Source organism: Sorangium sp. So ce176 (assembly GCF_051519835.1).
Classification (GTDB): domain Bacteria; phylum Myxococcota_A; class Polyangia; order Polyangiales; family Polyangiaceae; genus Sorangium; species Sorangium cellulosum_G.
On sequence record NZ_CP150371.1, the window covers coordinates 2948028 to 2974405 of the forward strand.

Genomic DNA, 26378 nt, shown 5'->3' on the forward strand with positions numbered 1-26378 from the left:
GTCACCCGGTCCGCCACGAGCGATGGATCCATGAGCGAGCCGCGGTCGAGCCTTCCTCCTGCAACCCTCCATCTCGACGAGCCTCCCGAGGACAAGCGACGGGTCAACGGCCACACAGCGGAGGCGCACCAGCGGCCGACGCCCCTGACCCGCGCCTTCGAGCGGGCGCTCGGCGCGGCGCCCGGCGCGCTCCCGTCGGCGTTGCCGGGCGCGCTGTGGGGCAAGGCGCTGATCGGCCCGGCGCGGGACTTCCTGCAGCGCCCCGGCAAGGACTTCCGCGCCCGGCTCGTGGCGCTCTGCTGGGCGCTCGGCGGCGGCGACCCGGGCAAGCTCCCCGACGAGCTGCCGCTCCTCGTGGAGATCCTCCACGCCGGCTCGCTGATCATCGACGATGTCCAGGACGACTCGGCGGCGCGTCGCGGCGCGCCGGCGCTCCATCGCGTCTGCGGGGTGCCGCTCGCCATCAACACAGGCAACTGGATGTATTTCTGGGCGTTCGACCTGCTCGGCCGCGCCCCCCTCGGCGCCGCGACCCGGCTCGCGCTCTACCGCCGCCTCGGCCGCACCCTCATGCGTTGCCACGAGGGGCAGGCGCTCGACCTCACTGTGCGCGTCGCGGATCTCGAGCAGCCGCTCGTGCCCGGGGTGGTGGCGAGCATCACGCGGCTCAAGACAGGCAGCCTGATGGGCTTCTGCGGCTACGTCGGCGCCCGCGCGGCGCGGGCGGGGGCGCTGCTCGTGCGGCGCGTCGCGCGGTGCTGCCGCGACGTCGGCGTGGGGCTGCAGATGCTCGACGATCTCGGCGGCATCACCGCCAGGGCGCGCGCCGACAAGGGGCTCGAGGATCTGCGCCACCGCCGCGCCACGTGGCCGTGGGCGTGGCTCGCCGAGGTGGCCGAGCCGCGGGCGTTCGCCGAGGCGCAGCGGCGGCTCTGCGTGGCCGAGGACGAGCGCGATCTCCGCGCCGTCGCCGAGCTGCTCCGTGAGCGGGTCGAGGCGACAGGGCGGATCCGCGTCGCGCGCCACCTCGGCGGCGCCCTGGCCGCGCTCCGGGACGCTGTCGGCGGGGCGCCGCCGGTGATCGAGCTCGAGCGCGAGATCGAGCTGCTCAAGCAGAGCTACGGCTGACGCGGCCCGCGCGCGCCGCCGCGCTGGTCCGCCGGCCGGCGCGGCCCGGCTGATCGATGTGGCGTGCCCGCACATCGGCGCTGGCTCGACCTTTGAAGAGGCCTCCGGCCCAGCGCGGAGGATCATGGAGAGTTCGGGCATGGGCTGGATCGGGCATCCCGGCGAGGGCGGGCGCCGCGGCGGACGCGTCGCCGGGTGGCTCCGCGGCGCGCGTGGGCGCGATGTGCACGGGCGCGCCGGGATCGCGCGGGTGCGCGCGGAGGTCGCCGGGCTCTTCGGGGATCCTGCGCGCGCCGCGCGCATCGAGCGGGATCTCGCCGCGATCCCCGGCGTCGTGTCGTCGCGGGCGAGCGCGCGGACCGGGCGGGTGCTCGTGCAGCTCCGGGAGGACGCGGCGGAGGCGGCCGCCGCCGTGCTCGGCGCGCACGCCGAGCCGGGCGCCCCGCCGCCGCCCTCCGCGCGCCGCGCCGCGCGCGCCGTGGCCGAGGGCGTGGGCGCGCTCGTCCGCGCGGGGCGCCGCAGGCCGGTCCGCGCGCTCGCCCGCGGCGACGCGGCGGGCGAGGACGACGACCGCGCGCGGCGAGCGCCGGACGGGGTCCACGACGCCCACGCCGAGGACGCGCGCGAGGTCGCCCGTGCCCTCGGCGTCGACCCGCGCGCCGGGCTCGGCGCCGCCGAGGCGCAGCGCCGCCTCCGCGACCTCGGCCCGAACGAGCTCGCGGGCGTCGCGACCCGATCGTCGCTCGACATCCTCGCCCAGCAGATTTTTACAGTGCCCACCGCGCTGCTCCTCGCCGCGGCGGGCCTGTCGCTCGCGCTCGGCGACGTGATCGACGCGGGCGCCGTCCTCCTCGTCGTCGGCGCGAACGCCGCGGTCGGCACGTACACCGAGTCCCGGGCCGAGGAGCTGCTGCACGCGTGGGGCGACCTCCAGGTCGGGTGGGCGCGCGTCGTGCGCGACGGCCGCGAGCAGCGGCTCGCCGCCTCGGAGATCGTGCCGGGCGACGTGCTCGCGCTGCGCGCCGGCGAGCCGGTCGCGGCGGACGCGCGCGTGGTCGCGGCGCGCGACCTCGCCGCCGACGAGAGCACGCTGACCGGCGAGAGCGAGCCCGCCGAGAAGAGCGCGGCGCGGGTCGACGCGGCCGCGCCGCTCGCCGATCGCCGCAGCATGGTCTACGCGGGCACCACGATCGCCTCGGGCGAGGGGGCGGCGATCGTCGTCGCGACCGGCGGGCGGACAGCGCTCGGCGACATCCAGCGCGCGCTCTCCCGCGAGGGCGAGCGCACCCCGCCGATCGAGCAGGAGCTCGCCTGGATGGGCCGGCGCCTCGCGGCCTTCGCGCTCGCGAGCTCGTCGGCGGTGGTGGTGGTCGGCCTCGCGCGGCGGCGGCCGCTCCGCGCGCTCGGGCGCAGCGCCGTCGCCCTCGGCGTCGCGGCCATCCCCGAGGGGCTCCCCGCCGTGGGCACCACGGCGCTCGCGCTCGCGAGCCGCCGCCTGCTCGGCCGCGGCATCGTGATCCGCCGCCTCGCCGCGGCCGAGACGCTGGGCGCGGTGAGCGTCGTCTGCGCCGACAAGACAGGCACGCTCACCGAGAACCGGATGCAGGTCGCCGAGATCTTCCTCCCCGGCGAGGGCGTCCTGCGCGTCGAGCGCGGCGGCCGCGCCCGCGCCGGCGCCGCCCGCGCCGACGGCGGCGCCGGGCCCCGGCGCGAGGTCTCGCTGATCGGCGAGGACGGGCGCGAGGTCGACGCCGGCGCCGCGCCCGTGCACGCGCTCGCGCGCATCGCCGCGCTCAACGCCGACGTCGAGCTGAGCGAGGTGGGCAAGGTCGTCCTGGGCAGCGGCACCGAGCGCGCCCTCGTCGAGTTCGCGCTCGCGGCCGGCTACCCCGTGTCTGCGCGGCGCCTCGCGGCGCGGCGCGTGAGCGAGGAGCGCCGCTCGGCGGAGCGCGCGTTCATGGTGACCGTCCACGACCACCCCGAGCTCGGGCACATCGAGCTCGTGAAGGGCGCGCCCGAGCAGGTGGTCGCGCGCTGCGACGCGCTCGGCGGGGCGCGCGGCGAGGTGCTCCGGCGCAACGAGGAGATGGCCTCGCGCGGCCTGCGCGTGCTCGCCCTCGCGTGGCGGCAGAACGGCCGCACCGACAACGACGCCCCGCTCGTGCTCGCCGGCCTCGTCGGCCTCCGCGATCCGCCGCGCTCCGGCGCGCGGGAGGCGCTCGCGGCGCTCTCCGGCGCGGGCATCCGCACGCTGATGCTCACCGGCGACCAGGAGCGGACCGCGCGCGCGATCGGCGCCGAGCTCGGCATCTCGGAGGACGCCGTGCACAGCCGGGTCACGCCCGAGGCCAAGCTCGAGATCGTGCGGGCGCTCCAGCGGCGCGGCGAGATCGTCGCGATGACGGGCGACGGCGTGAACGACGGCCCCGCGCTCAAGGCGTCCGACGTCGGCGTGGCCATGGGCAAGCGCGGCACCGACATCGCGCGGGCCGTGGCCGACGTGGTCCTCGCCGAGGACGACCTGCCGAGCCTCACCGAGGCGGTCGGCGAGGGCCGGCGGCTGCACGACAACGTCCGCCGCGCGATCGCGTACTTCGTCGCGACGAACGCGAGCGAGGTCCTCGCGATGCTGGCCGGCGCCCTGACCGGCGCCTCGCCGCTCACGCCGCTGCAGCTCCTCTGGATCAACCTGCTCACCGACGTGGCGCCCGCGCTCGCGCTCGCGCTGGAGCCGGCCGAGCCGGGGGTCATGCGGCGCCCCCCGCGCGACCCCCGGGCGCGGCTGTTCGGCCCGCGCGACGTCCGCGCGCTGGGCGTGGACGCGGCCCTGATGTCCGGCGCCTCGCTCGCTGCGTACGCGCTCGGCGGCCGCGACGCCGCGGGCACGCGGGCGTTCACCGCGCTCGTGACAGCGCAGCTCCTCCACATCCTCGCGTGCCGCGCCGGCGCCGAAGACGGCGCGGGCGCCGCGGACAGCGCGGGCGCCGCGGACAGCGCGGGCGCCGAGGACGGCGCGGGCGCCGAGGATGGCGCGCCGGGGCCCGCCCCCCGCCGGGGCAACCCGCACGTGCCCCGCGCGCTCGCCGCGACCGCCGCGCTCCAGGCGCTCGCGCTCGGCTCCCGCACCCTCGGCGGCCTGCTCGGGGCGACGCGCCTCCGCGCCGGGGAGCTCGCGCTCGCCGTGGCCGCTGGCGCGCTCCCCTCGCTGCTGCGCGGCCGGATCGGGCTCTTCCCGGACGCCGGCCGCGACATCGTGATCGTCGCCGACGCCGCGCGCGCGGGGCGCGCGGATCAGGGCGCGCGCGGCGTATTCGCGGCGCGCGAGGGAGGCACCGCATGATGAGGTTCCATCCGCCGTCGTTCGCCCTGGGGGTCGGCAGCGCCGTCCTCCTGATGAGCAAGAAGCAGCACTTCCGGCCCGTGATCGTCGAGGTCGCGGCGCTGGGGGTCCACCTCGGCAAGCTCGGCCTCGCCCTGGTCGAGCGCCAGCGGGAGCACGCCGAGGATCTCTGGGCCGAGGTCGCCGAGCGCGCGCGGCGCCGGGCCGCGGGCGGGGCGCGCCGCGAGCGCGCCCCGCGCAAGAGCAACGGCGCCTCGGCGCTCCACGGCGAGCCGTCGTCATGAGGGCGCCGGTGCTCGTCGCCCACGCCCTGGAGCGGCGCGTCCGCCTGCGCGCGCCCGCGCTGGCCGGCCACCGCGGCGCGTGCGCGCGCGTCGCGGCGAAGCTCGCGGCCGAGCCGGGCTGCGAGGTCGTGACGGCCCGCCCGGCCACGGGCTCGGTGATCGTCGAGCGCCTCGAGGGCGGGCTCGATCCGGAGCGGCTCCGCGGCCGGCTCGCCGAGCTGGTGAGCGAGGCGCGGGGCGACGACGGCCGCCCGCTCGCCGCGCCCCTGCCCGACGCCCACCCCGGCCCGACGCGCGTCGCCCGCGCTGTCGCGCACGCGTTCGCCGGCATCAACGCGGACGTGCGCGAGGCGCTGGACTACCGGGCGGATCTCGGCACGCTCTTGCCGGTCGTGTTCGCGACGGCGGGGCTCGCCGAGGTCGGCGTGACGCGCCGGATGCCTGCGCCGGCGTGGTTCAACCTGCTCTGGTGGTCGCTCCGGTGGTTCATGACGTTCAACCAGGGGGCCGTGTCGGAGGAGCTGCGCCACGCTGCCGGCGGCGCGCCGGGCGGCGAGCGCGACGAGGCGTGCCCGCCTGGCGGCGATCTGTAGCTGCGCGGCCGGACGGGGCGCGCCAACCAGGTAGACGCCGCCCATCACGATGAGCGCGGCGCCGGCGAGCCCCTGAGTCCAGCGCGGGCTCAGGCGCGAGTCGACCACCCCGGCCAGCGCGGACAGCGATGAGCGCGCTCAGCACCAGGGCGGCGGATGCGCCGATGAACACCGACGCGCGGCGCGGTCCCCGGCGCCGAGCGTGAAGACGGCGAGGTGCGTCTTGTCGCCGAGCTCGGCAAGGAACACCGTCCAGAAGGCCGCCAGAAGGACTTTCAGATCCATGGCCCAGAAAGCCATGCTCCGCGGCGGAAGGCTCCTCCGAGTCAGGCCAATCCGGAGCGCAGCCCTCTGCTCGGCGAGGGCGACTCCACGCGTGCAGGGAGGGGGACTACGGGCCCGCCTGACGACACACAGGGAGAACAAGGACGGAGAGAGAGTATTCCGCCGGAGAGGACATGTTTCTCGGCGTGCATCTCGCCTCTGGACATCCCCTCGTGGCCGGGGCGTGCCGGCGCGTTTTCATGTTCGTGTCGCGCCCGTTGACCTCGACATACGCCCTGATCTCTCGAGGTGGCTCTGGATAGAGATTGAACCTCGCGACCGGTGCGCGTACCTTGTGTTCCGGATTGTGAGCCCCGGAAGCAGAGGGGAACCCGTTGATGGCGCGATTGCAATTTTCTGCGTGGCTCGGGCTGACCGTTGCGTCGCTCGCCGTGTCGCCTGGCTGCAGCTGCGGCTCGGAGGGCGCGCGGGTGCCGGTGAGCGACGTGGGCGTCGGGGGATCCGGCGGCGCTGGCGGCGGCGGGGCTGGTGGCTCTCCTGTGGTGGCTGCGCAGGGCGGGGGCGGTGAGGGTGGGGTGTTCGAGGTCGCGGACCGGGGTCGTACAGCGAGCGATGTGGTCAGCGCGGGCCAGGTCGTGAGGAGTCCCGGCTATCGCATGGTCTTCACGCTCGGTCAGCCGACTCAGAATCAGGGAAAGACGACCTCGCCGAGCTACCGCATGCAGGGCGGTCTGGTGGGGGCGAACGGGAGCTTGCCATGAACGGGATGGGACCGCGTCTCCTCGCGGTTGGTGTTCTTCTCGCCGCGTCACTCGGCCTCGCGCGCGGCGCGGCCGCCGCGGTGCCAACGCAGATCACGCATCAGGGGCGGCTCTTCGGGGCCAACGGCGCTCCTGTCGACAACGCGCTTCCGGTGACGTTCACCGTCTACGCCTCCGCGGAGGCCGAGGCGGGCGAAGAGCCTCTCTGGAGCGAGTCGATCGCGATCACGTTCGACGACGGCTACTTCTCCACGGTGCTCGAGTTCAGCGAGGAGCAGGCGGCGAAGGTCTTCGACGGCTCGGTTCGCTATCTCGGCATCACGGTCGGGAACGATCCAGAGATGGAGCCTCGCACGCCGATCGGGAGCGTTCCTTATGCGATGGTCGCGAACAACGCCATCGGTGAGATCACGCCGAAGCGGGTGAAGATCGGCGACAAGGTCGTCATCGACGAGAACGGCAACTGGGTAGGCAGCTCGAGCGGCATTGCCGGGCCGGCGGGGCGTGACGGGGCGCCGGGGGCCGATGGGCCGCCGGGCCTGCCAGGCCTGCCAGGCGAGCGGGGTCCCGAGGGGCCGCAGGGGGTTCCTGGGCCCGAGGGGCCCCAGGGGCTGCCGGGGCCGCCTGGCGTGGCGGGCCCGGCGGGTGAGCGGGGGCCCGAGGGGCCGCCGGGGGCCACCGGGCCCGAGGGAGCGCCTGGGCCTCAGGGGCCGGTCGGGCCGTCGGGCGTCGTGGCGACCCTCGCGCTGGCGGGCAACGTCGCCACGAGCTTCACGGGGAACAGCTCCGTCTACAGCTGGGTCGGTCCTCCGGCTTCGGTGACCATCCGCGAGGGTCGCCAGCGCGTGACCGGCTCGGCTTCCGCGCCGCTCGGGCTGGCGCCGGCCGTTCCTCCGCAGATCGCCATGGTGGGCCTCTGCTACCAGCAGGTCGGGGGCACCACGGCCGAGCTCGTGAATTTCTTCGGGGCCGGCTACGCGCATCACCCGTTCTCGTCGACGCGCGCCACCTACTCCGTGTCTGCCACGACGGTGCTGGGCGAGGGAACGTGGAACATCGGCATGTGTCTTCGCAATGACGGCGGCAACCCGATCCAGGGCTCCGACATGGGCTCCGGCTCGATCGTGAACGGCTGGTTCATCGTCACGAAGGACGGCTGACGGCGCCGGCCGCGCAGCGGTCTGACGGCACCGGCCGCGGGCTGGGCGCGCCTGCCGCCATGGGCCGCGGGGCGACGCCGGCGCTGGCTTCGTTGTTCGTGGAGGCGCCCGCGCGCCCCTGTCGAGGGCGCGCGGGCTCGTGCGTCAGCGCAGCGCCACCGGGCTCCGCGCGATGTACTCGTCGTAGGCGAGGGTGCGCAGATCCTCGATGCGCTTCGCGCGCATCGCCCCGATGACGGCGCGCGCGAGCTGCAGGTCCGTGATCAGCGGGATGTTCGCGTCGACAGCGCGCCGGCGGATCAGGTAGCCGTCGGGCCGGCCGAGCTGGTCGTACTCGCGGGGGATGTTGATCACGAGATCGACCTTCCCCTGCTCGATCGCGCTCATCGCCGTCTCCCCCTCATCGGGCTGCTTCGCGAGGGTCGTGCACGCGAGCCCGAGCGCCCGCAGCGCCTCGGCCGTGCCGGGCGTCGCGAAGATGGGGAGCTTGAGGTGCTCGGCGATGATGCGCGCCTCGTCGGCGAACCAGTACTTGTCCTCGAGCGGGCCGAGCGACAGCAGCACGCCCTTCTTCGGGAACCGGAAGCCGGTCGCGAGCAGCGCGTGGAGCAGCGCCTCGTGCATGTCGTCCCCGAAGCAGCCGACCTCGCCGGTGCTCGCCATCTCCACGCCCAGCATCGGATCGGCCCCCACGAGGCGCGAGAACGAGAACATCGGCGCCTTCACGCCCACGTAATCGAGGTCGAGCCCGCGGTTCTCGACCGGCTGCGACACGCCCAGCATCCTGCGCATCGCCTCCCGGACGAAGTTGTTCCCCGTGACCTTGGACACGAACGGGAAGCTCCGGGACGCGCGCAGGTTGCACTCGATCACCTTCACCGTGTTGTGCTTGGCCAGGAACTGCATGTTGAACGGCCCGGTGATCGAGAGCGACCGCGCCACCTGCTGGGCGATCTGCTTGATCCTGCGGATCGTCGCGATGTAGAGCGACTGCGGGGGCAGGACGAGCGTCGCGTCGCCGCTGTGGACGCCGGCGTTCTCGACGTGCTCGCTGATCGCCCAGAGGACGATCTCCCCGCGGTCGGCGACCGCGTCGATCTCCACCTCGCGGGCGTGGGTCTCGAACTTCGAGACGACCACGGGGTAGACGGGAGAGACGGCCTTGGCCCGGGCGAGGATGCGATCGAGCTCGTTGGGCTCGTGCGCCACGCTCATGGCCGCGCCGCTCAGCACGTAGCTCGGCCGCACGAGCACGGGGAAGCCCCCGAGCTTGCTCACGATCTCGCCCGCCTCGCCCGCGTCGGTCACGTGGGCCCAGAGCGGCTGATCGATCTCGAGCCGGTCGAGGAGATCGCTGAACTTCTTCCGGTCCTCGGCGGCGTCGATGCTCCCCGCGCTCGTGCCGAGGATGCGGGCCCCCGCCTGGTGCAGCCGCAGCGCCAGGTTGTTCGGGACCTGGCCGCCCATGCTCACCACGATGCCGTAGGGCTGCTCCCGCTCGTAGATGTCGAGCACCGTCTCGAGGCTGATCTCGTCGAACACCAGCTTGTCGCAGGTGTCGTAGTCGGTGCTGACCGTCTCCGGGTTGTAGTTCAGCATCATGGTCTCGTAGCCGAGCTCCGAGGCCGCGCGGATCGCGTTGACGCAGCACCAGTCGAACTCGACGCTCGATCCGATGCGGTAAGCGCCGGAGCCGAGCACCATGATCTTCTTGCGCCACGACGGCGCCACGTCCGTGGCCGACGCGTGGTAGCTCGAATAGAGGTAGTTCGTCTCGGCGGGGAACTCGGCCGCGAGCGTGTCGATCTGGGCGAGGTGCGGCACGACGCCGTGCCGCTTCCTCAGCTCGCGGATCGAGCCGCGCGCCGCGCCGGTCAGCGTGCCGATCATCCGGTCGCTGAAGCCGAGCTGCTTGGCCTCCCGGAGCGTCGCCTCGTCGATCGCGGGCTCCTGCGCCGGCCTGTCGGCCTGCGCCGGGACGGCGACCTTGAGCCCCTTCAGGTCCCGGTGCACCCGCACGATCGGCTCGATCTGGTTCAGGAACCACCGGTCGATCTTCGTGAGATCGTGGATCTCGTCGACCGACATCCCGTCCTGGAGCGCGCGGGCGACAGCGAAGATCCGGAGCGGGGTCGCGTTCTGCAGCTCGTCGCGGAGGTCCTCGAAGTTGAACGCCTCCGGGTCGAGCCCCTTCACCCCGATGTCGAGCATCCGGAGCGCCTTCTGGATGACCTCGGGGAACGTCCTGCCGATGGCCATGACCTCGCCGACGCTCTTCATCTCGCTGCCGATCCGCATCGAGGCGCCACGGAACTTGCCGAGATCCCAGCGCGGCACCTTGCAGACGAGGTAGTCGAGCGCCGGCTCGAAGAACGCGGTCGTCCTGCGGGTGATCGCGTTGGCGATCTCCGGCATCGTGTAGCCGACGGCGATCTTCGCGGCGACGTAGGCGAGCGGGTAGCCGGTCGCCTTGCTGGCGAGGGCGCTCGACCGGGAGAGGCGCGCGTTCACCTCGATGACCCGGTAATCGGTGCTGTGCGGGTCGAGCGCATACTGGATGTTGCACTCGCCCACGATGCCGAGGTGGCGGATCGTCTTCAGCGCCACGGAGCGGAGGAGCTGGTACTCCTCGTCGTTCAGCGTCTGCGACGGGGCGACGACGATCGACTCCCCGGTATGGATCCCCATCGGATCGAGGTTCTCCATGTTGCAGACGGTGATGCAGTTGTCGCGCCCGTCGCGGACGACCTCGTATTCGATCTCCTTCCAGCCGCGGAGGCACTCCTCGACGAGCACCTGGGGCACGCCGCCGGCGAAGCCGCGCCGCACGGCGTCGTCGAGGTCGCGCTCGCTCTCGACGATGCCGCTGCCCTTGCCGCCGAGCGCGTAGCCGCCGCGGAGCATGACCGGGAAGCCGATCTCGCGCGCCGCGGCCACCGCCTCGGCCGGGGTGCGGCAGGCGCGGCTCCGGGCCGTCTTCACGCCGATCTCGTCGAGCCGGTCGATGAAGAGGCGCCGGTCCTCGGTGTCGCGGATCGCCTTGATCGGCGTCCCGAGCACCCGCACGCCGTACTTGTCGAGGATCCCTGCGTCGTGGAGCTCGAGCCCGCAGTTGAGCGCCGTCTGGCCGCCGAAGGAGAGGGCGATCGCGTCGACCTCTTCTTTCACGATGATCCGCTCGACGAACTCCGGCGTGACAGCGCAGAGGTGGATGCGATCGGCGAGCCCCTCGCTCGTCTGGATGGTGGCGATATTGGGGTTCACGAGGACGGTGGCGATCCCCTCTTCCTTGAGGGCCTTGATCGCCTGCGACCCCGAGTAGTCGAACTCGCCGGCCTGACCGATCTGGAGCGCGCCGGAGCCGAGCACGAGGACGCGCCGGGGTTTCTTGGGGAGATAGGCGCCGTACATGGCTCAGCTCCTTCCTGCGGTGGAGGTGGCGCGGGGCTCCGCGCTGGCGGTCCCTGCTGTCTTGAATCGCGAGTCGGCCGACCCCTTCATCGCGCCGCAGAGGCGCAGGAAGTCGTCGAAGAGGTACCCGGCGTCCTCGGGTCCGGGCGTCGCCTCGGGGTGGAACTGGACGCTGAAGAAGGGGCGCAGCCGAGAGCGGATGCCCTCGTTGGTGCCGTCGTTGATGTTGATGAACCACGGCTCCCACTCGGGGGGGAGCGACTCGTGCTTCACCGCGTACCCGTGGTTCTGGCTCGTGACGTAACAGCGGCGGCTCAGGAGGTCCTGCACCGGCTGGTTCACGCCGCGGTGGCCGTACGGCAGCTTGTAGGTGTCGCCGCCGGCCGCGAGCGCCAGGATCTGGTTGCCGAGGCAGATGCCGAAGATCGGCTTGGTGTACGTCCCGAGCAGGCCGCGCACCGCGGCGACGAGCTGGCCGAGGTCCTTGGGGTCGCCGGGGCCGTTGCCGATGAGGACGCCGTCGGCGGCCTCGGCGAGCTCGGCGATGGGCGCGTGGAAGGGCGCGCGGATGACGGTGACCCCGCGCTGGAGGAGCGAGCGGACGATGTTGTCCTTCGCGCCCGCGTCGATCAGCAGCACCTTCAGGGGGCCGCCCTCGTACGTGATCGGCTCGCGGGGCGACACGAGGCGGAACACCTCCTCGCGCATGTCCACGGCCTCGGCCGAGCGCTTCACCCGCTCCAGGTCCATCTCGGCCGGGAACAGCCAGCCCTTCATGGTGCCGGCCTCGCGGAGCCGCCGCGTGAGCGTGCGCGTGTCGATCCCCGTGATCGCCGGGATCCCCTCGCTGGCGAGCCAGGCGCCGAGGGAGCGGACCGCGGCGTGGTGGCTGTAGCGCTCGACGTAGCTCTGCACCACGAGCCCCTGCACCTGGATCCGATCGGCCTCGTAGGGCCCGTCGACGCTGCCTGCCTGCCGCGGCGCGGGCACGCCGTAGTTGCCCACGAGCGGGTACGTGATCGCGAGGATCTGGCCTCTGTACGAGGGATCCGTGAGCGTCTCGACGTACCCCGTCATGCCGGTGTTGAAGACGACCTCGCCGCTCACCGCGCGCGGGGCGCCGAAGCACCGGCCCGTCATGGTCGTGCCGTCTTCGAGTACGAGCTTCATCCGATTCGCATCCATCCTCATTGACCGCCTGGGCCGCCGCGGCGCGGACCGTTACGCAGGGGGGGCCTCGGGCGCGTGGCGCGCCGTGGGCCCGTGGGTGACCAGGTCCGCGCGCGCGACGCGCGGCGGGCCGGCATCATGCTCGAGGCTGGGCGTTCAAGCACCTCTGGATGCCGGACCCGCTCGCTCCGGCATTCCGTCGAGGTGGGCATGGCGCCCGCCGTCCCGTTCTTCCACATGCCGGGGACGCCCATTTGCCGTCCCCTCGCTCCACGTCAACCAGGAATTATCGCCTGAGCTTTCCCGGCCGTTTCCGCAGTGATTTTCACGAGCTCGCCGGCCCGCGCGGCGCGGCGCCGCGCCGCGCCGCGCCTCCTAGGCGATCTGCGCGCGCTCGAGGTACGCCCGCTCGAGGACGAGCACGTCCATCTTCGTCCGGAGGAAGCAGTCGAGCGCTTCTTTTGGGGTGCAAACGATCGGCTCGCTCGCGTTGAACGAGGTGTTCAGGAGGACGGGCGTTCCGGTCAGCCGGCCGAACTCGTGGAGGAGCGCGTGGTAGCGCGGGTTCTCCTGGGCGGTGACCGTCTGGAGCCGGCCGGTGCCGTCGACGTGGGTCACGGCGGGGATCTCGGCGCGGCGCTCGGGCTTGATCCTGGAGACCTTGACCATGAACGGGTCGGGCGAGGTCTGCTCGAAGTAGTCGCCCACGCGCTCGAGGGGCAGCGCCGGCGCGAACGGGCGGAACATCTCGCGGCGCTTGATCCGCTCGTTCATGATGTCCTTGGTGTCCTGCCGCCGCGGGTCGCAGAGGATGCTGCGGTTGCCGAGCGCGCGCGGGCCGAACTCCATCCGCCCCTGGAACCAGCCGACCACCTTGCCGTCGCCGAGCGCCCTGGCGACGCGGGGGATCAGCTCCTCGTCGGGGAGGGTCTCGAACGCGACCTGCTCCTGCCGGAGCAGCTCCTCGATCGCCTCCTGCGAGAACGCCGGGCCGAAGTAGCTGTGCGTCTGCTGGGAGCGGCGGGGGTTGTCGAGCTCGTGGTGGTAGACGTGGAGCGCCGCGCCGAACGAGGTGCCGGCGTCGCCGGCCGCGGGCTGGATGAAGACGTCGTCGAACAGCCCCTTCGGCCGGATCTTCCCGGCGGCCACGCAGTTGTAGGCGCAGCCGCCCGCGAGCGCGAGCCGCGGCGAGCCGGTGAGGTGCTTCGCCGTCGCGAGCAGCTCGAAGAAGACCTCCTCGAACACCGCCTGCGTCGACGCGGCGACCGCCTTGAAGCGGTCCTCCATCCGGCTCTTGGGGCTGCGGGCGGGGCCGAGCAGGTCGATCAGGCGCTCGGAGTGGATGGCGCCGTAGCGGGGCTCGCCCTCCCACGTCATCGCGATGCCCTTCGTGTGGTGCTGGAAGTACTCGAGCCCGAGCTCGAAGGCCCCGTCCTTGACGCGCACGACCTGCCGGAGCTTGTCGAGCAGCTCGGGCTGGCCGTGGGCCGCCAGCCCCATGACCTTGTACTCGTCGCCGAACTTGGGGAACCCGAGGTACTGCGTCAGCGCCGAGTAGAACAGCCCGAGCGAGTGCGGGAAGCCGACGTGCCGGAGGATCTCCAGCTTGTTGCCGCGGCCGCGCGCCCACATCGTGCTGACGAAGTCGCCGAAGGCGTCGACCGACACGACCGCCGCGTCGTCGAAGCCCGAGGGGAAGAACGCCGACGCGAGGTGCGCGCGGTGGTGCTCGACGCTGTGCGACGCGGCGCGGATGCGCTTCGGGTCGATGCCGAGCGCGGCGCCGAGGTGCACCTTCGGGTCGCTCGCGCTGAAGGACCCCTTGAGGATCCCGGCGGGGGAGCGCCGCGTCAGCGCGTAGAGGAGCTTGTCGCCGAGGTGCGCCCTCGTGTCGCGGCCGATCGCGATGTGGTCGATGTCCTCGACGCGCGCGCCGGCGGCGCTGAGGCAGTACTCGACAGCGAGCCGCGGGAACCCCGCGCAGTGCTTGATCCTGCTGAACCGCTCCTCCTCCGCCGCCGCGACGAGCTGCCCGTCGACGAGCAGCGCGGCCGACGCATCACCGTGGTAGGCGTTGATCCCGAGGATGAGCATGCGAAGGCCATCTTCTGGTGCCCGCGCGCGAGGGTCAAGGCGAGCCCACGCGCGCGCGCCGCGCGTCATCGGCCATCCCGCATGACGCGCTGACCCACGATCAAAGCTGCGTTCGTGAGATAAAACCGCGCGCTGCTCCGCAAGGCAACGAGGCCGTGCGAACGCGCGTGCGCGTGTGAACGCGCGTGCGCGCGGTCAGATCTCGGCGAGGCGGATGGCCTGGAGTCGATCGCCCTCGTCGATGCGATCCTGATCGGCCGGCACGAGGATCAGCGCGTCGGCCTCGGCGAAGCTCGTGACCGCGCCGGACGCCTGGTTCGCGGAGACGCGCGCGACGAGCTCGCCGCCGGAGATCTCGAGGCGGGCGCGGAGGAACTCGGCGCGCCCTGTCTGGCGCCGCAGCGAGCCCGCCGCGCGGACGACCACGCGCGGCGGCAGCGGCGCCGCGTCGTCCTGGAGCGCGCGGAGCAGCGGCACGCCGAAGAGGACGAACGTGAGCGAGGCGGAGGCCGGGTTGCCCGGCAAGCCGAGCACGTGCACCGCGCCGCCCCGCGCGAGCTCGGCGCGGCCCACCGCGAGCGGCTTGCCCGGCTTGATCGCGACGCGCCAGAAGTCGAGCGTCACGCCCGCGGCCTCGAGGGCAGGCCGGACCACATCGTGGTCGCCGACGCTCACGCCCCCGACGGTCACCACGAGATCCGACCCGCGCAGCGCCGTCGACACCGCCTCTGCGGCGCGCGCCGCGTCGTCCGGGACGAACGGGGCGATGCGGACCGCCGCGCCCGCCGCGCGCGCTGTCGCGGCCACGAAGTAGCTGTTCGACTCCGCGACCGTGCCGGCGGGGCCGGGCGAGCCGGGCGCGCGCAGCTCGTCGCCGGAGCAAAGCAGCGTGACCACGGGCCGGCGCGCGACGAGCACGGTCGGGCGATCGAGCGCGGCCGCGAGCGCGACCTTCCCCGGCGTGAGGCGCGCGCCTCGGCGCAGCGCGACGGCGCCCTGCGCGAGATCCGCGCCCCTGCGCCGCACCCAGGCGCCCGCGCGCGGCGCCTCCCTCACGGTGATCTCGTCGCCGCTCCGCGCCGCGTCCTCCTGGGGCACGATTGCGTCCGAGCCGGGCGGCAATCGCGCGCCGGTGAAGATCCGGCACGCCGTTCCCGGGTCGAGCGCCGGCAGCGGCCGGCCGGCCGCGCTCTCGCCGCGCACGGGGAGCGTGAAGGGCCCGCTGCCCGCGAGATCGGCCGATGCCACGGCGTAGCCGTCCATCGCGCTGTAATCGAACGCGGGCATCGCGTCGGCCGCCGCGATGTCCTCGGCGAGCACGCGCCCGGCCGCGTCGTCGAGCGACACCCGCTCCGGGCCGACAGGGACCGCGGTCGCGAGCAGCCGCGCGAGCGCCTCTTCGAAGGGGATCATCCGCGTTGCTCCCTTTCCTGCGCGTGCTCCTGCGCGTGTCGGTGGTGGTGGCCGCCTTTGCCGGACGCGAGCGCGACCGCGTGCGCGAGGACGGGGCCGATGAGCTGTGTCACGGCGAGCTCCACCGCTTTCGGGCTGCCCGGCAGCGCGATCACGACGAGCCCGCGCACGACGCCCGCGGCCGCGCGCGACAGGATGGCGTTCGGCCCGATGGCGTCCCAGCTCAGGCGCCGGAACGCCTCGCCGAAGCCGTCGAGCGTCTTCTCGAACAGCGGCGCCAGCGCCTCGAAGGTCCTGTCGCGCGGCGCGATCCCCGTGCCGCCGGTGGTGACGATCGCGTCGGCCGATCCTGCGCTCGCGATCTGCTCGATCGCCGCGCGCAGGAGCTCGGGCTCCTCGCGCAGGACGGCGTGGGACGTCACGTCGAAGCCGGCGCTCGTCAGGAGCGCGCCGAGGAGCTTTCCTCCCTCGTCGTCGTCGAGGGTGCGGGTATCACTGAGCGTCAGCGTGGCGACGCGCACGGTGGAGCGGCTCATGCGGCGAGATCTACGCCGCTCGCCGGCCGTTGGCGAACACTTGATGACGCCGGCCCGGCCGCGCGGCCTGGCCTGCCTGCGCGGCGTCCGATCGGGCGCGCGCGGCCTCGCGCTCGCCCGCGCGGGCCGCGGTCACGCGTCAGCGGCGCGCCGCGACCTCGGGATCAGCGCGGCTGCCCTCGACGGTGGATGGCTTTCGCGCCGCCGCTGCGCTAGGGGAGCGGCGTGTCCGGCCCCCTGATCCCTTACATCCAGCTCCCCGAGATCCCGCTCTCGTTCCTGGAGCACATCCCGATCGTGGGCCAGTTCATCGATCCGGCCAAGCCGCCCTCGATCAAGCCGTTCGGCACGCTGGTGGCGCTCGGCGTTTACATCGGCGCCGTGGTCGCCACGCGGCACGCGCGCGAGCGGCGGCTGGACGAGAAGAAGATGAGCGAGTTCATCTTCTGGGTCGTGGCGGCCGGCTTCATCGGCGGACACGTCTTCGACGCGATCTTCTATCACCCGCAGCGGGTCGCGCGCGATCCGCTCTACCTCTTCGCGCTCTGGGACGGCCTGTCGAGCTTCGGCGGCTTCACCGGCGCCCTGATCGGCGCTGCCTCGTGGCGCTTCTATCGCCGCGAGAAGATCCTGCCGTACTGCGAGGTCGTGAACAGCGCTTTCCCGCTCGCGTGGGTGTTCGGGCGCGCCGGCTGCGCGTCGGTCCACGATCACCCGGGCCGCCTCTCCGACGCGTGGTTCGCGGTTCAATATCCGCTCGGGAACGGGCACGTCGGCCGGTTCGATCTCGGCCTCTACGAGTGCTTGCTCACGATCCCGCTCGCGATCGCGTTCGCGGTGCTCTGGCGCAGGAACCCCCATCGCCCGCTCGGGTTCTACACCGGCGTGATGTGCACCGCGTACGCTCCGGTGCGGTTCGGCCTCGACTTCCTGCGCGAGCGCGAGGGCACGCTGCTCGGCGGCGATCCGCGATATGGCGGCCTCACCCCTGCGCAGTGGGCCTGCTTCGGGCTGCTCGCGGTGGGCCTGTATTTCCTGAGGATGGCGGCGCGCGGCGAGGCGTCGAGCGCCGGGGCGGGTCCGCTCAGCGGCGGTCCGCGCGTCGCGGATGACGATGCGGACGACGACACGGACGACGAGGCCGATGAGCCGCGTGCGCCTCGCGCCCGGGCCGGACGGTAGCCCGCCCCTGCCGGGTTTTCCGGAGTCGGGGCGTCGTCGTCCCGCCGTCGTGTCGGGTAGTTCGACATCAGGTAATGACCTGATGAGCCGGTCACCGCTGGACCACTCCGTCCTTGCCTCCCGAGCGGGGTTTCGCGCTGTTTGACCGTGGTTTCGCGCTGCCCGCCTGCGACGGAGGCGGCGGGGCGGTATGCGCTGAGACCCCCTGAGACCCCCGCCCGGCGGACCCGCACCTCGGGGCGCGGGGGTCGGGACCGCTCCGTCAGGGCCTGCATTTGGCTCGCTCGCCCGCGGCGGGTCCCTTGACGCGCCTGGGGCACTAGATATCGTGGGGTGGAGTTTGCACCAGAGGGTCGGCCCGCCGACCTTCGCTCGATTGAGCTCGGTTGCTCCTTCCGCCGAAGGAGGGGTCGATCGAGGCGCGCTCGCGAGAAGCTCCGCATCATCGACGTCGATCACGGAGCGAGTGGACCAAAAAAGAGGGAACGCAGGGGCCAACCCCAGGTTTTTCTACAATGGCTGAAGATTCGCGTAAGTTGTTCGTGGCGGGCTTGCCCGACTCCATCACCGAAGACGTTTTGCGGCAGCTCTTCGAGGCCACCGGCGGCAACGTCGTCGAGGTCAGTCTTCCGAAAGATCGCGCGACAGGTCGTCCGCGCGGGTTCGGCTTCGTCACGCTCTCGACGACCGGCGAAGCCAACGCCGCGCGCGAGTCGCTCGACGGCTCATTTCAGGGCGGGAAGTCGATCTCGGTCCGGCCCTTCCAGGCGGAGCCGCCGCGGCGCGAGGGGCGCCCGATGGGCCCTGGCGGGGGTCCAGGCGGCGGTCCTGGCGGTCCAGGCGGCGGTATGGGCGGCGGGGCAGCCGCGGCGCCGGATCGCACCCTCTACGTCGGCAACCTCCCCTACGACGCGAGCGTCGAGGAGGTCGAGGGGCTCATCGGAGCGACGGGCGCCGGTCCGGTGGTGCGGGTCCACCTCCCCATGGATCCTGATGGTCGCAAGCGCGGGTTCGGCTTCGTGACGATGGCCAGCGCCGAGGCGGCGCGCGCCGCGATCGATGCGCTGCGCGGCGCCGACGTGCGCGGCCGGCGGCTGGTCGTCAACCTCGCTCACCCGAAGGGCGAGCGACCGGCGGAGCGCCCGGGCGGCTTCGCCGGTGGCGGCGGCGGCTTCGGCGGTGGTGGCGGCGGCTTCGCCGGCGGCGGCGGCGGCTTCGGCGGTGGCGGTGGCGGCGGCTTCGCTGGCGGCGGCGGCGGCTTCGGTGGTGGTGGGGCTGGCGGCGGCGCGCCTCCGCCCCCTGCGCGCAAGACCTTCGACGATCGCCGGCGGCGCGGCGCTCACGACGGCGACGGCCCTCCCGGCGGTGGCGGTGGTGCCGGAGGCGCCGGTCGTCGCAGCAACAACAAGAAATGGGATACCGGCCGCACCGGTGACGACTGGGACGACGAATGAGCTCTCCCGGTTGACAACTGCACCGTTTCCCGTAGGGTAGGCGCCCTCCGGACGGGCGGTCGGGCGTCGCTGACCTCGATCACGTCCTCTGGGGCCCCTTCGGTTGCGGTGTCAGCGCTTCGTGTGCTGCCCGCGTCCAGGTTCAACCAGGGCCGTCTGTGGAAACAGGCCGGCCCTGTCCTCGGAGACCTCCGATGCGCGACATCATCAAGCTCACGTGCGGCAACTGCGGCCGCGCGAATTACCACACGACGAAGAACAAGCGGACGATGACGGACAAGTTCGTCATCAAGAAGTTCTGCCCGACCGAGCGCAAGCACACCGAGCACAAAGAGGGCAAGATCTCTAAGGGCTAGGCCACGTTGCGCCGCTGGCTGCTGCCGCCGGGGCCTGCGCGTGCGGGCCCCGGGTCAGGCGCCTGCGCACCTCACGGTGCTCGGCTTAACCTTGTTCATCTCTAGGACGCAGCGATGATCTTCGACTGGCTCTTCGGCCTGTTCTCGAACGATCTCGCGATCGATCTCGGCACCGCCACCACGCTCATCTACGTGAAGGGCAAGGGGATCGTGTCGTGCGAGCCCTCGGTGGTCGCCGTGCAGCGCGATGCTCGCGGCGGCAAGAAGGTGCTTGCCGTCGGCCGCGAGGCGAAGGAGATGCTCGGGCGTACCCCCGGCAACATCCAGGCGGTGAGGCCGCTGCGCGACGGCGTCATCGCCGACTTCGAGATCACCGAGGCGATGCTCCGGTATTTCATCGCGCGCGCGCACACCCGCCGCACGCTCGTCAAGCCGCGCATCATCATCTGCGTCCCGTTCGGCATCACCGAGGTCGAGAAGCGGGCCGTGAAGGAGAGCGCCGAGGGCGCCGGCGCGCGCGAGGTCTACCTGATCGAGGAGCCCATGGCGGCGGCGATCGGCGCCGGGCTGCCGATCACCGAGCCGAGCGGCAACATGGTCGTCGACATCGGCGGCGGCACGACCGAGGTCGCCGTGATCTCCCTCGCCGGCATCGTCTACTCGCAGAGCGTCCGCGTCGGCGGCGACAAGATGGACGAGTCGATCATGGCCTACATGAAGCGCAAGTACAACATGGCCATCGGCGAGCAGACGGCGGAGCGCATCAAGATCACGGTCGGCAACGCGTACCCGCTCGAGCAGCAGCTCACGATGGAGGTCAAGGGGCGCGACATGGTCGCGGGCATCCCCAAGACGGTCGTGGTCAACTCCGACGAGATCCGCGACTCGCTGAGCGAGCCGACGAACGCGATCGTGGACGCCGTGCTCATCGCCCTGGAGCGCACGCCGCCGGAGCTCGCGGCCGACATCGTCGACAAGGGCATCGTGCTCACCGGCGGCGGCTCGCTCCTCAAGAACCTCGACGTGCTGCTGCGCGAGGAGACGGGGCTGCCCGTGATGGTGTGCGACGACCCGATCAGCGCCGTGGTGCTCGGCAGCGGCAAGGCGCTCGATCACCTCGAGCTCTTGAAAGAGGTCACGATCAGCTGATCTTCCGTCTCGTCCCCCGCCCGTGAGCTCGCCGGCGGGGCTCTCGTGGGGCGCGCCGCGCGCGCCTCCTCGGCGCGGGCGCCGCGCGCGGCGTCGACAGGGGTGGCCTCGCGGGGCGCCTCGTACTACCTGGGTCCGGGAGCCACCGTGAACCTCAAACGCTACCGCGACTTCGTGATCGTGCTGCTGGCGCTCGCGGTGCCGTTCTGGTTCCTGCGCGCCAGCATGCGTGACCCCAAGCAGAACACGGGGGCCGACCGGATCATCATCGGCATCGCCGCGCCGATCCAGTACGCGGCCGCGACGCTGGCGCGCGGCCTCTCGAACCTCTGGGGCGATTACATCTACCTGGTCGACGTCAAGGAGGACAACGCCAGGCAGGCCTCCCAGATCGCGCGCCTGCGCGAGCGCGTGCGCAAGCTCGAGGCGCTCGAGGAGGAGAACCGGCGCCTGCGCAGGCTGCTCGACCTGCGCCAGAGCCTCCGCACGGACGTCGTGAGCGCGCAGGTCGTCGGCAAGAGCACCAACGATTTCTTCCGCGTGGTGCGGGTCACGCTCGATCGCGAGGCGCGGGACATCGGCTCGAACCTGCCGGTCCTCTCCGCGGACGGCGTTGTCGGCACGACGCTGAAGAGCGCCGGCGATACGGTCGACGTGCGGCTCGTCGTCGACGGCGGCAGCGGCGTCGACGTGGTCGTCGAGCGCACCGGCGCGCGCGGCTTCGTGCGCGGCACGGGCGACGAGACCAAGTACTCGTGCAGCGTGGAGTACGTGCAGCGCACCGACGAGATCGAGGTCGGCGACCTCCTCGTGACGAGCGGCGTCGGCCGGCGCTTCCCGAAGGGGATCCCGGTCGGGACCGTGACGCAGGTCGTCCGCCGGGACTTCGGCATCTACCAGCAGGTGTACGTCGCGCCGGCCGTCGATTTCTCCCGGCTGGAGGAGGTGCTCATCGTGACGACGACGCCGCCGGAGGAGACGCCGCCGCAGGCGCAGCGCAGGTGACGCGATGAGAAACTCCGCGTTCCTGTTCATGGGGGCCGCCCTGCTGATCGTGCAGTCGAACCTGTTCCGGCTGATCGGCAAGCTGAACATCCCGGGCTCCACGCCGAGCCTGCTCCTGCCGCTCGTCGTGTTCATGGGGGTGCACGAGTACTCGATCGCGCGCGGCGCCGCGCTCGCGTTCCTGCTCGGGTACCTGCTCGATCTCTTCGCCGGCGCGCCGGTCGGCCTGTTCACCTTCATCACCGTCGCGACCTTCGTCGTGTCGCGGGCGGCCGGCGTCCGGCTGGCCGCGCAGACGCTGCTCACGAAGATCGCGCTGGCCTTCGTCTTCGGCCTCGTCGAGGGGGTGCTCATCGTGATCCTCACCGCCATCTTCGGGGGCGACGCGGCGCGCCCGCGCGCGCTCGCCCTGCTCGTCGCGCCGCACGCTGTGTCGACGGCGATCTTCGCGCCGTTCGTCTTCCGGCTGGCCGAGCGCGTGCACCAGGCGACGATCAACGTCCCGCGGCCGGGGGAGAGCCCGCGGTGAGCCTGCTCGTCCAGCGCTCCGACGTGAGCGAGTTCCGCCGGCGCTTCCGGTGGATCGCGCTCGGTATGGTCGTCGGCTTCATCGTGCTCATCGGGCGCCTGTTCTACCTCCAGATCCTGGAGGCCGACGAGAACAAGGCCATCGCCCGGGAGAACATCGTGCGTCGGGTGACGCTCGCCACCACGCGCGGCATCATCCGGGACAAGAACGGCAAGGTGCTCGCGGCGAGCCGGCCCTCGTACAACGTGTACGTCGTCCCGCGGCGGCTCGACATGGATACGACCTGGCCGAAGCTCGTCGAGTACCTCGGCGTGGGCATCGAGGAGCGCGCCCGGCTCGCGGCGCTCATCACCGCGATCCGCGCCGACGACGGCCCGCGCAAGAGCCAGCAGATCCTGCTGAAGGAGGACATCTCGCGCGACGCGGTGGCGACGCTGGCGACGCACGACGCCGAGCTGCCGGGCGTCGACGTGGTGCCGGTCCCGGTGCGCTACTACCCCTACGAGGAGGTCGGCTCGCACGTCCTCGGCTACATGGCCGAGGTGGACGCCGAGCGGCTCGCGTCGCTCCGGAGCGTCGGCTACATCGAGGGCGACCGCATCGGCGTCACCGGGATCGAGCGCGCGTGGGAGAGCTACCTCCGCGGCACGCGCGGCTGGGAGAAGGTGCTCGTCGACGCCAAGGGGCGCCGCCGGGCGGGCGGCGACGGGATCATCGAGGAGCCGCGGCGGGTCGACCCGATCCCCGGGCGTGATCTGCGGCTCACGCTCGACGCCGACATCCAGAAGGCGATCGACAAGGCGATGCGCGGCGAGCTCGCCGGCGGCGTCGCGGTCATCGACGTGCGCACCGGGCGGATCCTCGGGCTCTACTCGAAGCCCGGCTACAACCCGAACGCCCTCTCGGGCGGCTCTGGCAAGCAGGTCATCCGCGACGCCTTCCGCCGGCTCTACTCCGATCCGCTGAAGCCGGCGCTCGACAAGACGCTCTCGGGCGCGTACCCGCCCGGCTCGACGTTCAAGCCGTTCACCGCGCTGGCGGCGCTCGAGAAGGGGCTCATCGATCCGCGCCAGTCCACGCGCTGCCGGGGCGCCCTCACGTTCGGCAAGCGCACCTTCCGGTGCACGCACGTGCACGGCCCGGTCGCGATGCAGAAGGCGATCGCCGAGTCGTGCAACGTCTTCTTCTACCGGCTCGCGGCGGAGTACGGCGTCGGCATGGATGTCATCGCCGAGATGGGGCAGCGCTACGGGCTCGGCGCGCGCACGGGGCTCGGCATCAACGCCGAGGCGGGCGGCAGGATGCCGACCCGGGCGTGGATGACGCTCCGGAACAAGGGCCAGTTCCGCCTCGGCTTCGGCCTGAACGCGGCGATCGGCCAGGGCGCGACTACGGTCACGGTGCTCCAGCTCGCGCTCGCGTACGCGGCGCTCGCGAACGGGGGCACGCTCTACCAGCCGCAGATCGTGCGGGCCGTCGAGACGAGCGCCGGCACGGTCGTGCAGGAGTTCACGCCGCGCGTCCGCCGCCAGATCGACATCCGCCCGGAGAACCTCACCCTCGTGCACAAGGCGATGGTCGCCGGCGTGAACGAGGAGGGCGGCACGGCCTTCAAGGCGCGCGTCGCCGGCGTCGAGATGGCCGGCAAGACCGGTACCGCGCAGGTCTCGCACCGGCTCACCCGCGGCGTCGAGGCCGAGCGGGTCTGGTACTTCAACCGTGAGCACGCCTGGTTCGCCGGCTACGCGCCGGCGCGCGCGCCCGAGGTGGCGGTGGTCGTGCTGGTCGAGCACGGCGGCGCCGGCGGCAAGCACGCGGCGCCGGTCGCCTTCGAGGTCGTCCGCGCGTACCAGGAGCTCGCGAAGGAGCGGCGCGGCGGCCCGAACGAGGGGCCCCGCGCGGGCAAGAGCAACGCGGGCCGCGCGCCCGCCGCGTCGGGGCGCACGCCATGATCCGGGGCGACTCTCTCTCTCGCGATCGCGACCACTTCGACTGGCCGCTCTTCATCGCCGCGGTATCGATCGCGTTGCTCGGCGTCGTCAACCTCTACAGCGCCACGAGCGTCTACTCCGGGTCGCGCGCGGAGCTCTACATCAGCCAGGTCTACTGGCTGTTCATGGGCGGCATCATCGGCGGCGTGCTGATCGCGATCGACTACCGGCACCTGGAGCGCCTCGGGTACGTGCTCTACACGTTCGGCGTCTTCTCGCTGGCGCTCGTCTTCGTGCTCGCGCGCGACGTGCGCGGCTCCGCGCGGTGGATCGAGTTCGGCGCGTTTCGCTTCCAGCCCAGCGAGTTCATGAAGATATTCCTGGTCATCGCGCTGGCGAAGTACCTGCACGACGACCCGCGCAACGAGGGCCGCACCCTGCGCGATCTGGCGATCCCGGCCGCGCTGACCGCCGTCCCCGCGCTCCTCGTGCTCAAGCAGCCCGATCTCGGGACGACGCTCATCCTCGTGTTCGTCTTCCTCACGATCGCGGCGGTCACGCGCGTGCGGTGGCGGAGCGCCGCGCTGTTCGTCGTGTCCATCGTCATCGCGATCCCGATCATCTGGGAGTACGTGCTGCTCGAGTATCAGCGCGCCCGCGTGCTGGTGTTCCTCCACCCCGAGGAGGATCTGCTGCACCGCGGCTGGCACGCCCACCACTCGCGCGTGGCGATCGGCAACGGCGGTCTGTTCGGCAACGGGTACTTGAGGGGCACCCAGAACCAGTTCCTCTTCCTGCCGGATCAGTTCACCGACTTCCCGTTCCCGGTGTTCGCCGAGGAGTGGGGGTTCGTCGGGGGCGTGATCCTCGTGTGCCTCTACGCGTTCCTGGTCGTGTGGGGCATCCGCATCGCGTCGATGGCCAAGGACCGCTTCGGCGCGGTGCTCGGGGTCGGCTGCGCCGCGATCATCTTCTGGCACGCGCTCATCAACCTCGGCATGACGTCGGGCGTGCTGCCGGTCGTCGGGGTCACGCTGCCCCTGTTCTCCTACGGCGGATCGAGCGTGACCACGGTGATGGTCGCGATCGCGTTGCTCATGAGCGTGTCGATGCGCCGCTACTCCGGCGTCGCCTCGCTCGAGCGGCTGTGAGGTCGGGGGGCGCGCCCCCCGGCCACGTCAGACCGCGCTTTCGGCGAGGCGCGCGTCGATGACGAAGGCGAACGCCTTGAGCGCGTCGCGCTCGGTGACCTCGCCGCCGGCGCGGGCCCTCCGGACCGTGGCGCGGAACCCGAGATAGCGGCGCCCGTCGAGGCCGAGCAGCGCCGGCACGGCCGCGGGGTCGCGCGACGCCTCCCTCGCGCCCGCGAGCTCCGCGGCCCTGTCGAAGATCTCCGTGACGATCGCGTCGCAGCGCGCGACCGCCACGGCGTACCGCTCCGCGGCGATCGCCGCCTCGATCTCCGCGACCACCTCGCGCTCGGCGGTCGGCCACAGCGCCACGAACGACAGGCCCGGCTGCGCGAGGTGCCTCGTCGCCGCGGACGGGCCGTCCGCGCGCGCGGTCGCCGGCGCCTCCGCCGACGCGGCCAGCCTCCGGGCCGCGAGCCGCAGCGACGACGGTATCTCGCGGCCCGCCGGCTCCCGGACGCCGGCGCTGCGCGGCGCTCCGGCGCTGCGCTGCGCGGCCCCGAGGCTCGGCGGCGCGCTCGCGCCGAGCGCGGCCTCGTCCTCGCTCGGGTCGCCGATCGTCGAGTCCGGGGGCATCGTCGACCACGGCTTGCTGGGCGGCGCGAGGCGCGAGATCACCGCGTCGAGCGGCACCGACGGCGGCGGCGACGCGTCGCGTAGGGCCGTGACGAGCCCGCCCTCGATGGCGTCGAACCCGCCGAGGCCGCTCCCCATCGCGTCCGGCAGCCGGCTCTCGAACGCGCGCAGGACGGCGGCGCTGATCTCCTCCAGCCCCTCGTACAGCCCGAGCCCCGTCTTCGCCGAGGTGGCCAGCGAGAAGGCGCGGAACGGGTTCAGCACCGCGTCGAGGTCCTCCAGCGGGAGGAGATCGGGCAGATCCCGCTTGTTGTGCTGGAAGATGAGCGGGACCTGCCGCAGCTCTCGCCCCTGCTCGGCGAGGTTGTCACGCAGATTTTCCAGACTTTCCAGATTCGCGTCGGCGCGGACGGCCTGCGAGTCGCTCACGAAGACGATGCCGTCGGCGCCCGTGAGCACCAGCTTGCGGGTCGCGTTGAAGTAGACCTGCCCCGGCACCGTGAAGAGCTGGAGGCGCACGTTCATCCCGCGGAGCTGCGGCAGCCGGATCGGCAGGAAGTCGAAGTAGAGCGTCCGGTCGACCGGCGTCGCGAGGGAGACCAGCTTGCCCCGGTACTCCGGCTTCGCCGTGGCGTGCAGGTATTCCAGCGTGGTCGTCTTGCCGCCAAGACCGGGGCCGTAATAGACGATCTTGAATACGAGCTCGCGCGACAGTGGGTTCACCGACGCCATGGGCGGCGGCGACGATACACGAAAAGGGGATCGAGGGCGCCGGAGCGCGCGCTCCCGCATGCCGGAGCGCGGCGCGCCGCCCCGGACCGCGCGATCTGC

At 72.6% G+C, this 26378-nt stretch carries 20 protein-coding genes; 13 read left to right on the forward strand and 7 right to left on the reverse strand.

Annotated features, from left to right (window positions below):
- The first annotated feature begins 30 nt into the window (after positions 1–30).
- From WMF42_RS11315 to WMF42_RS11330, 4 genes are all read left to right on the forward strand, one after another.
- Positions 31–1128, forward strand: a complete 1098-nt coding sequence (locus WMF42_RS11315) for a polyprenyl synthetase family protein (RefSeq protein WP_437691905.1) — start codon at positions 31–33, stop codon at positions 1126–1128.
- A 139-nt stretch (positions 1129–1267) separates the two neighbouring features.
- Positions 1268–4468, forward strand: coding sequence for a cation-translocating P-type ATPase (locus WMF42_RS11320; RefSeq protein ID WP_437691906.1), 3201 nt, complete (start codon positions 1268–1270; stop codon positions 4466–4468).
- Positions 4465–4752 carry a hypothetical protein gene (locus WMF42_RS11325; protein ID WP_233560930.1) on the forward strand — a complete coding sequence of 96 codons (288 nt, stop codon included), beginning with the start codon at positions 4465–4467 and terminating at the stop codon, positions 4750–4752. The genes WMF42_RS11320 and WMF42_RS11325 overlap by 4 nt, the downstream gene beginning before the upstream one ends.
- On the forward strand, positions 4749–5345 hold the full coding sequence (locus WMF42_RS11330; protein WP_437691907.1) for an HMA2 domain-containing protein: 597 nt from the start codon (positions 4749–4751) through the stop codon (positions 5343–5345). The genes WMF42_RS11325 and WMF42_RS11330 overlap by 4 nt, the downstream gene beginning before the upstream one ends.
- A gap of 138 nt (positions 5346–5483) precedes the next feature.
- Here the strand turns inward: WMF42_RS11330 and WMF42_RS11335 are convergent, their stop codons facing one another.
- Complete coding sequence (locus WMF42_RS11335) at positions 5484–5630, reverse strand: TMEM165/GDT1 family protein (RefSeq protein ID WP_199694089.1); 147 nt, start codon at positions 5628–5630, stop codon at positions 5484–5486.
- Positions 5631–6387: 757 nt separating this feature from the next.
- Here WMF42_RS11335 and WMF42_RS11340 point away from each other — a divergent pair.
- Positions 6388–7551: a collagen-like protein gene (locus WMF42_RS11340; protein WP_437691908.1), complete on the forward strand. Its 1164-nt coding sequence runs from the start codon at positions 6388–6390 to the stop codon at positions 7549–7551.
- 144 nt (positions 7552–7695) lie between these two features.
- On the opposite strand, the gene carB is transcribed toward WMF42_RS11340, so the two are convergent.
- The 5 genes from carB to WMF42_RS11365 form a co-directional block, all read right to left on the reverse strand.
- Entirely contained in the window at positions 7696–10962 is a 3267-nt protein-coding gene (gene carB, locus WMF42_RS11345; protein ID WP_061611463.1) for a carbamoyl-phosphate synthase (glutamine-hydrolyzing) large subunit, read from the reverse strand.
- Between the two features lie 3 nt (positions 10963–10965).
- Positions 10966–12132, reverse strand: coding sequence for a glutamine-hydrolyzing carbamoyl-phosphate synthase small subunit (carA, locus tag WMF42_RS11350; RefSeq protein WP_233562341.1), 1167 nt, complete (start codon positions 12130–12132; stop codon positions 10966–10968).
- Between the two features lie 375 nt (positions 12133–12507).
- Positions 12508–14226, reverse strand: coding sequence for a carbamoyltransferase family protein (locus tag WMF42_RS11355; RefSeq protein WP_437691909.1), 1719 nt, complete (start codon positions 14224–14226; stop codon positions 12508–12510).
- Between the two features lie 195 nt (positions 14227–14421).
- Positions 14422–15639 carry a molybdopterin molybdotransferase MoeA gene (locus WMF42_RS11360; RefSeq protein WP_061611466.1) on the reverse strand — a complete coding sequence of 406 codons (1218 nt, stop codon included), beginning with the start codon at positions 15637–15639 and terminating at the stop codon, positions 14422–14424.
- Positions 15636–16175 carry a MogA/MoaB family molybdenum cofactor biosynthesis protein gene (locus tag WMF42_RS11365; protein WP_061611467.1) on the reverse strand — a complete coding sequence of 180 codons (540 nt, stop codon included), beginning with the start codon at positions 16173–16175 and terminating at the stop codon, positions 15636–15638. The genes WMF42_RS11360 and WMF42_RS11365 overlap by 4 nt, the downstream gene beginning before the upstream one ends.
- 225 nt (positions 16176–16400) lie before the next feature.
- On the opposite strand from WMF42_RS11365, the gene WMF42_RS11370 reads away from it, so the two are divergent.
- The 8 genes from WMF42_RS11370 to rodA all read left to right on the forward strand — a co-directional run bounded on the left by WMF42_RS11370 (position 16401) and on the right by rodA (position 24932).
- Positions 16401–17357 carry a prolipoprotein diacylglyceryl transferase gene (locus tag WMF42_RS11370; RefSeq protein ID WP_061611468.1) on the forward strand — a complete coding sequence of 319 codons (957 nt, stop codon included), beginning with the start codon at positions 16401–16403 and terminating at the stop codon, positions 17355–17357.
- Positions 17358–17872: 515 nt separating this feature from the next.
- On the forward strand, positions 17873–18811 hold the full coding sequence (locus WMF42_RS11375; RefSeq protein ID WP_437691910.1) for an RNA recognition motif domain-containing protein: 939 nt from the start codon (positions 17873–17875) through the stop codon (positions 18809–18811).
- Positions 18812–19005: 194 nt separating this feature from the next.
- On the forward strand, positions 19006–19167 hold the full coding sequence (gene rpmG, locus WMF42_RS11380; protein ID WP_012235039.1) for a 50S ribosomal protein L33: 162 nt from the start codon (positions 19006–19008) through the stop codon (positions 19165–19167).
- 114 nt (positions 19168–19281) lie between these two features.
- Positions 19282–20316 carry a rod shape-determining protein gene (locus WMF42_RS11385; protein ID WP_061608178.1) on the forward strand — a complete coding sequence of 345 codons (1035 nt, stop codon included), beginning with the start codon at positions 19282–19284 and terminating at the stop codon, positions 20314–20316.
- A gap of 147 nt (positions 20317–20463) precedes the next feature.
- Positions 20464–21321, forward strand: coding sequence for a rod shape-determining protein MreC (mreC, locus tag WMF42_RS11390; protein ID WP_233561461.1), 858 nt, complete (start codon positions 20464–20466; stop codon positions 21319–21321).
- Positions 21322–21325: 4 nt separating this feature from the next.
- Positions 21326–21850 (forward strand): hypothetical protein, encoded by a 525-nt coding sequence (locus tag WMF42_RS11395; protein WP_061608177.1) that lies wholly within the window; start codon positions 21326–21328, stop codon positions 21848–21850.
- Positions 21847–23802 (forward strand): penicillin-binding protein 2, encoded by a 1956-nt coding sequence (mrdA, locus tag WMF42_RS11400; RefSeq protein ID WP_061608176.1) that lies wholly within the window; start codon positions 21847–21849, stop codon positions 23800–23802. The genes WMF42_RS11395 and mrdA overlap by 4 nt, the downstream gene beginning before the upstream one ends.
- The gene (gene rodA, locus WMF42_RS11405; RefSeq protein ID WP_061608175.1) at positions 23799–24932 is read left to right on the forward strand and encodes a rod shape-determining protein RodA; all 1134 of its coding nucleotides are present in this window, start codon (positions 23799–23801) and stop codon (positions 24930–24932) included. The genes mrdA and rodA overlap by 4 nt, the downstream gene beginning before the upstream one ends.
- Positions 24933–24959: 27 nt before the next feature.
- Here rodA and WMF42_RS11410 read toward each other — a convergent pair whose 3' ends face one another.
- Positions 24960–26279, reverse strand: a complete 1320-nt coding sequence (locus tag WMF42_RS11410; RefSeq protein WP_437691911.1) for a GTP-binding protein — start codon at positions 26277–26279, stop codon at positions 24960–24962.
- Positions 26280–26378 lie beyond the last annotated feature (99 nt).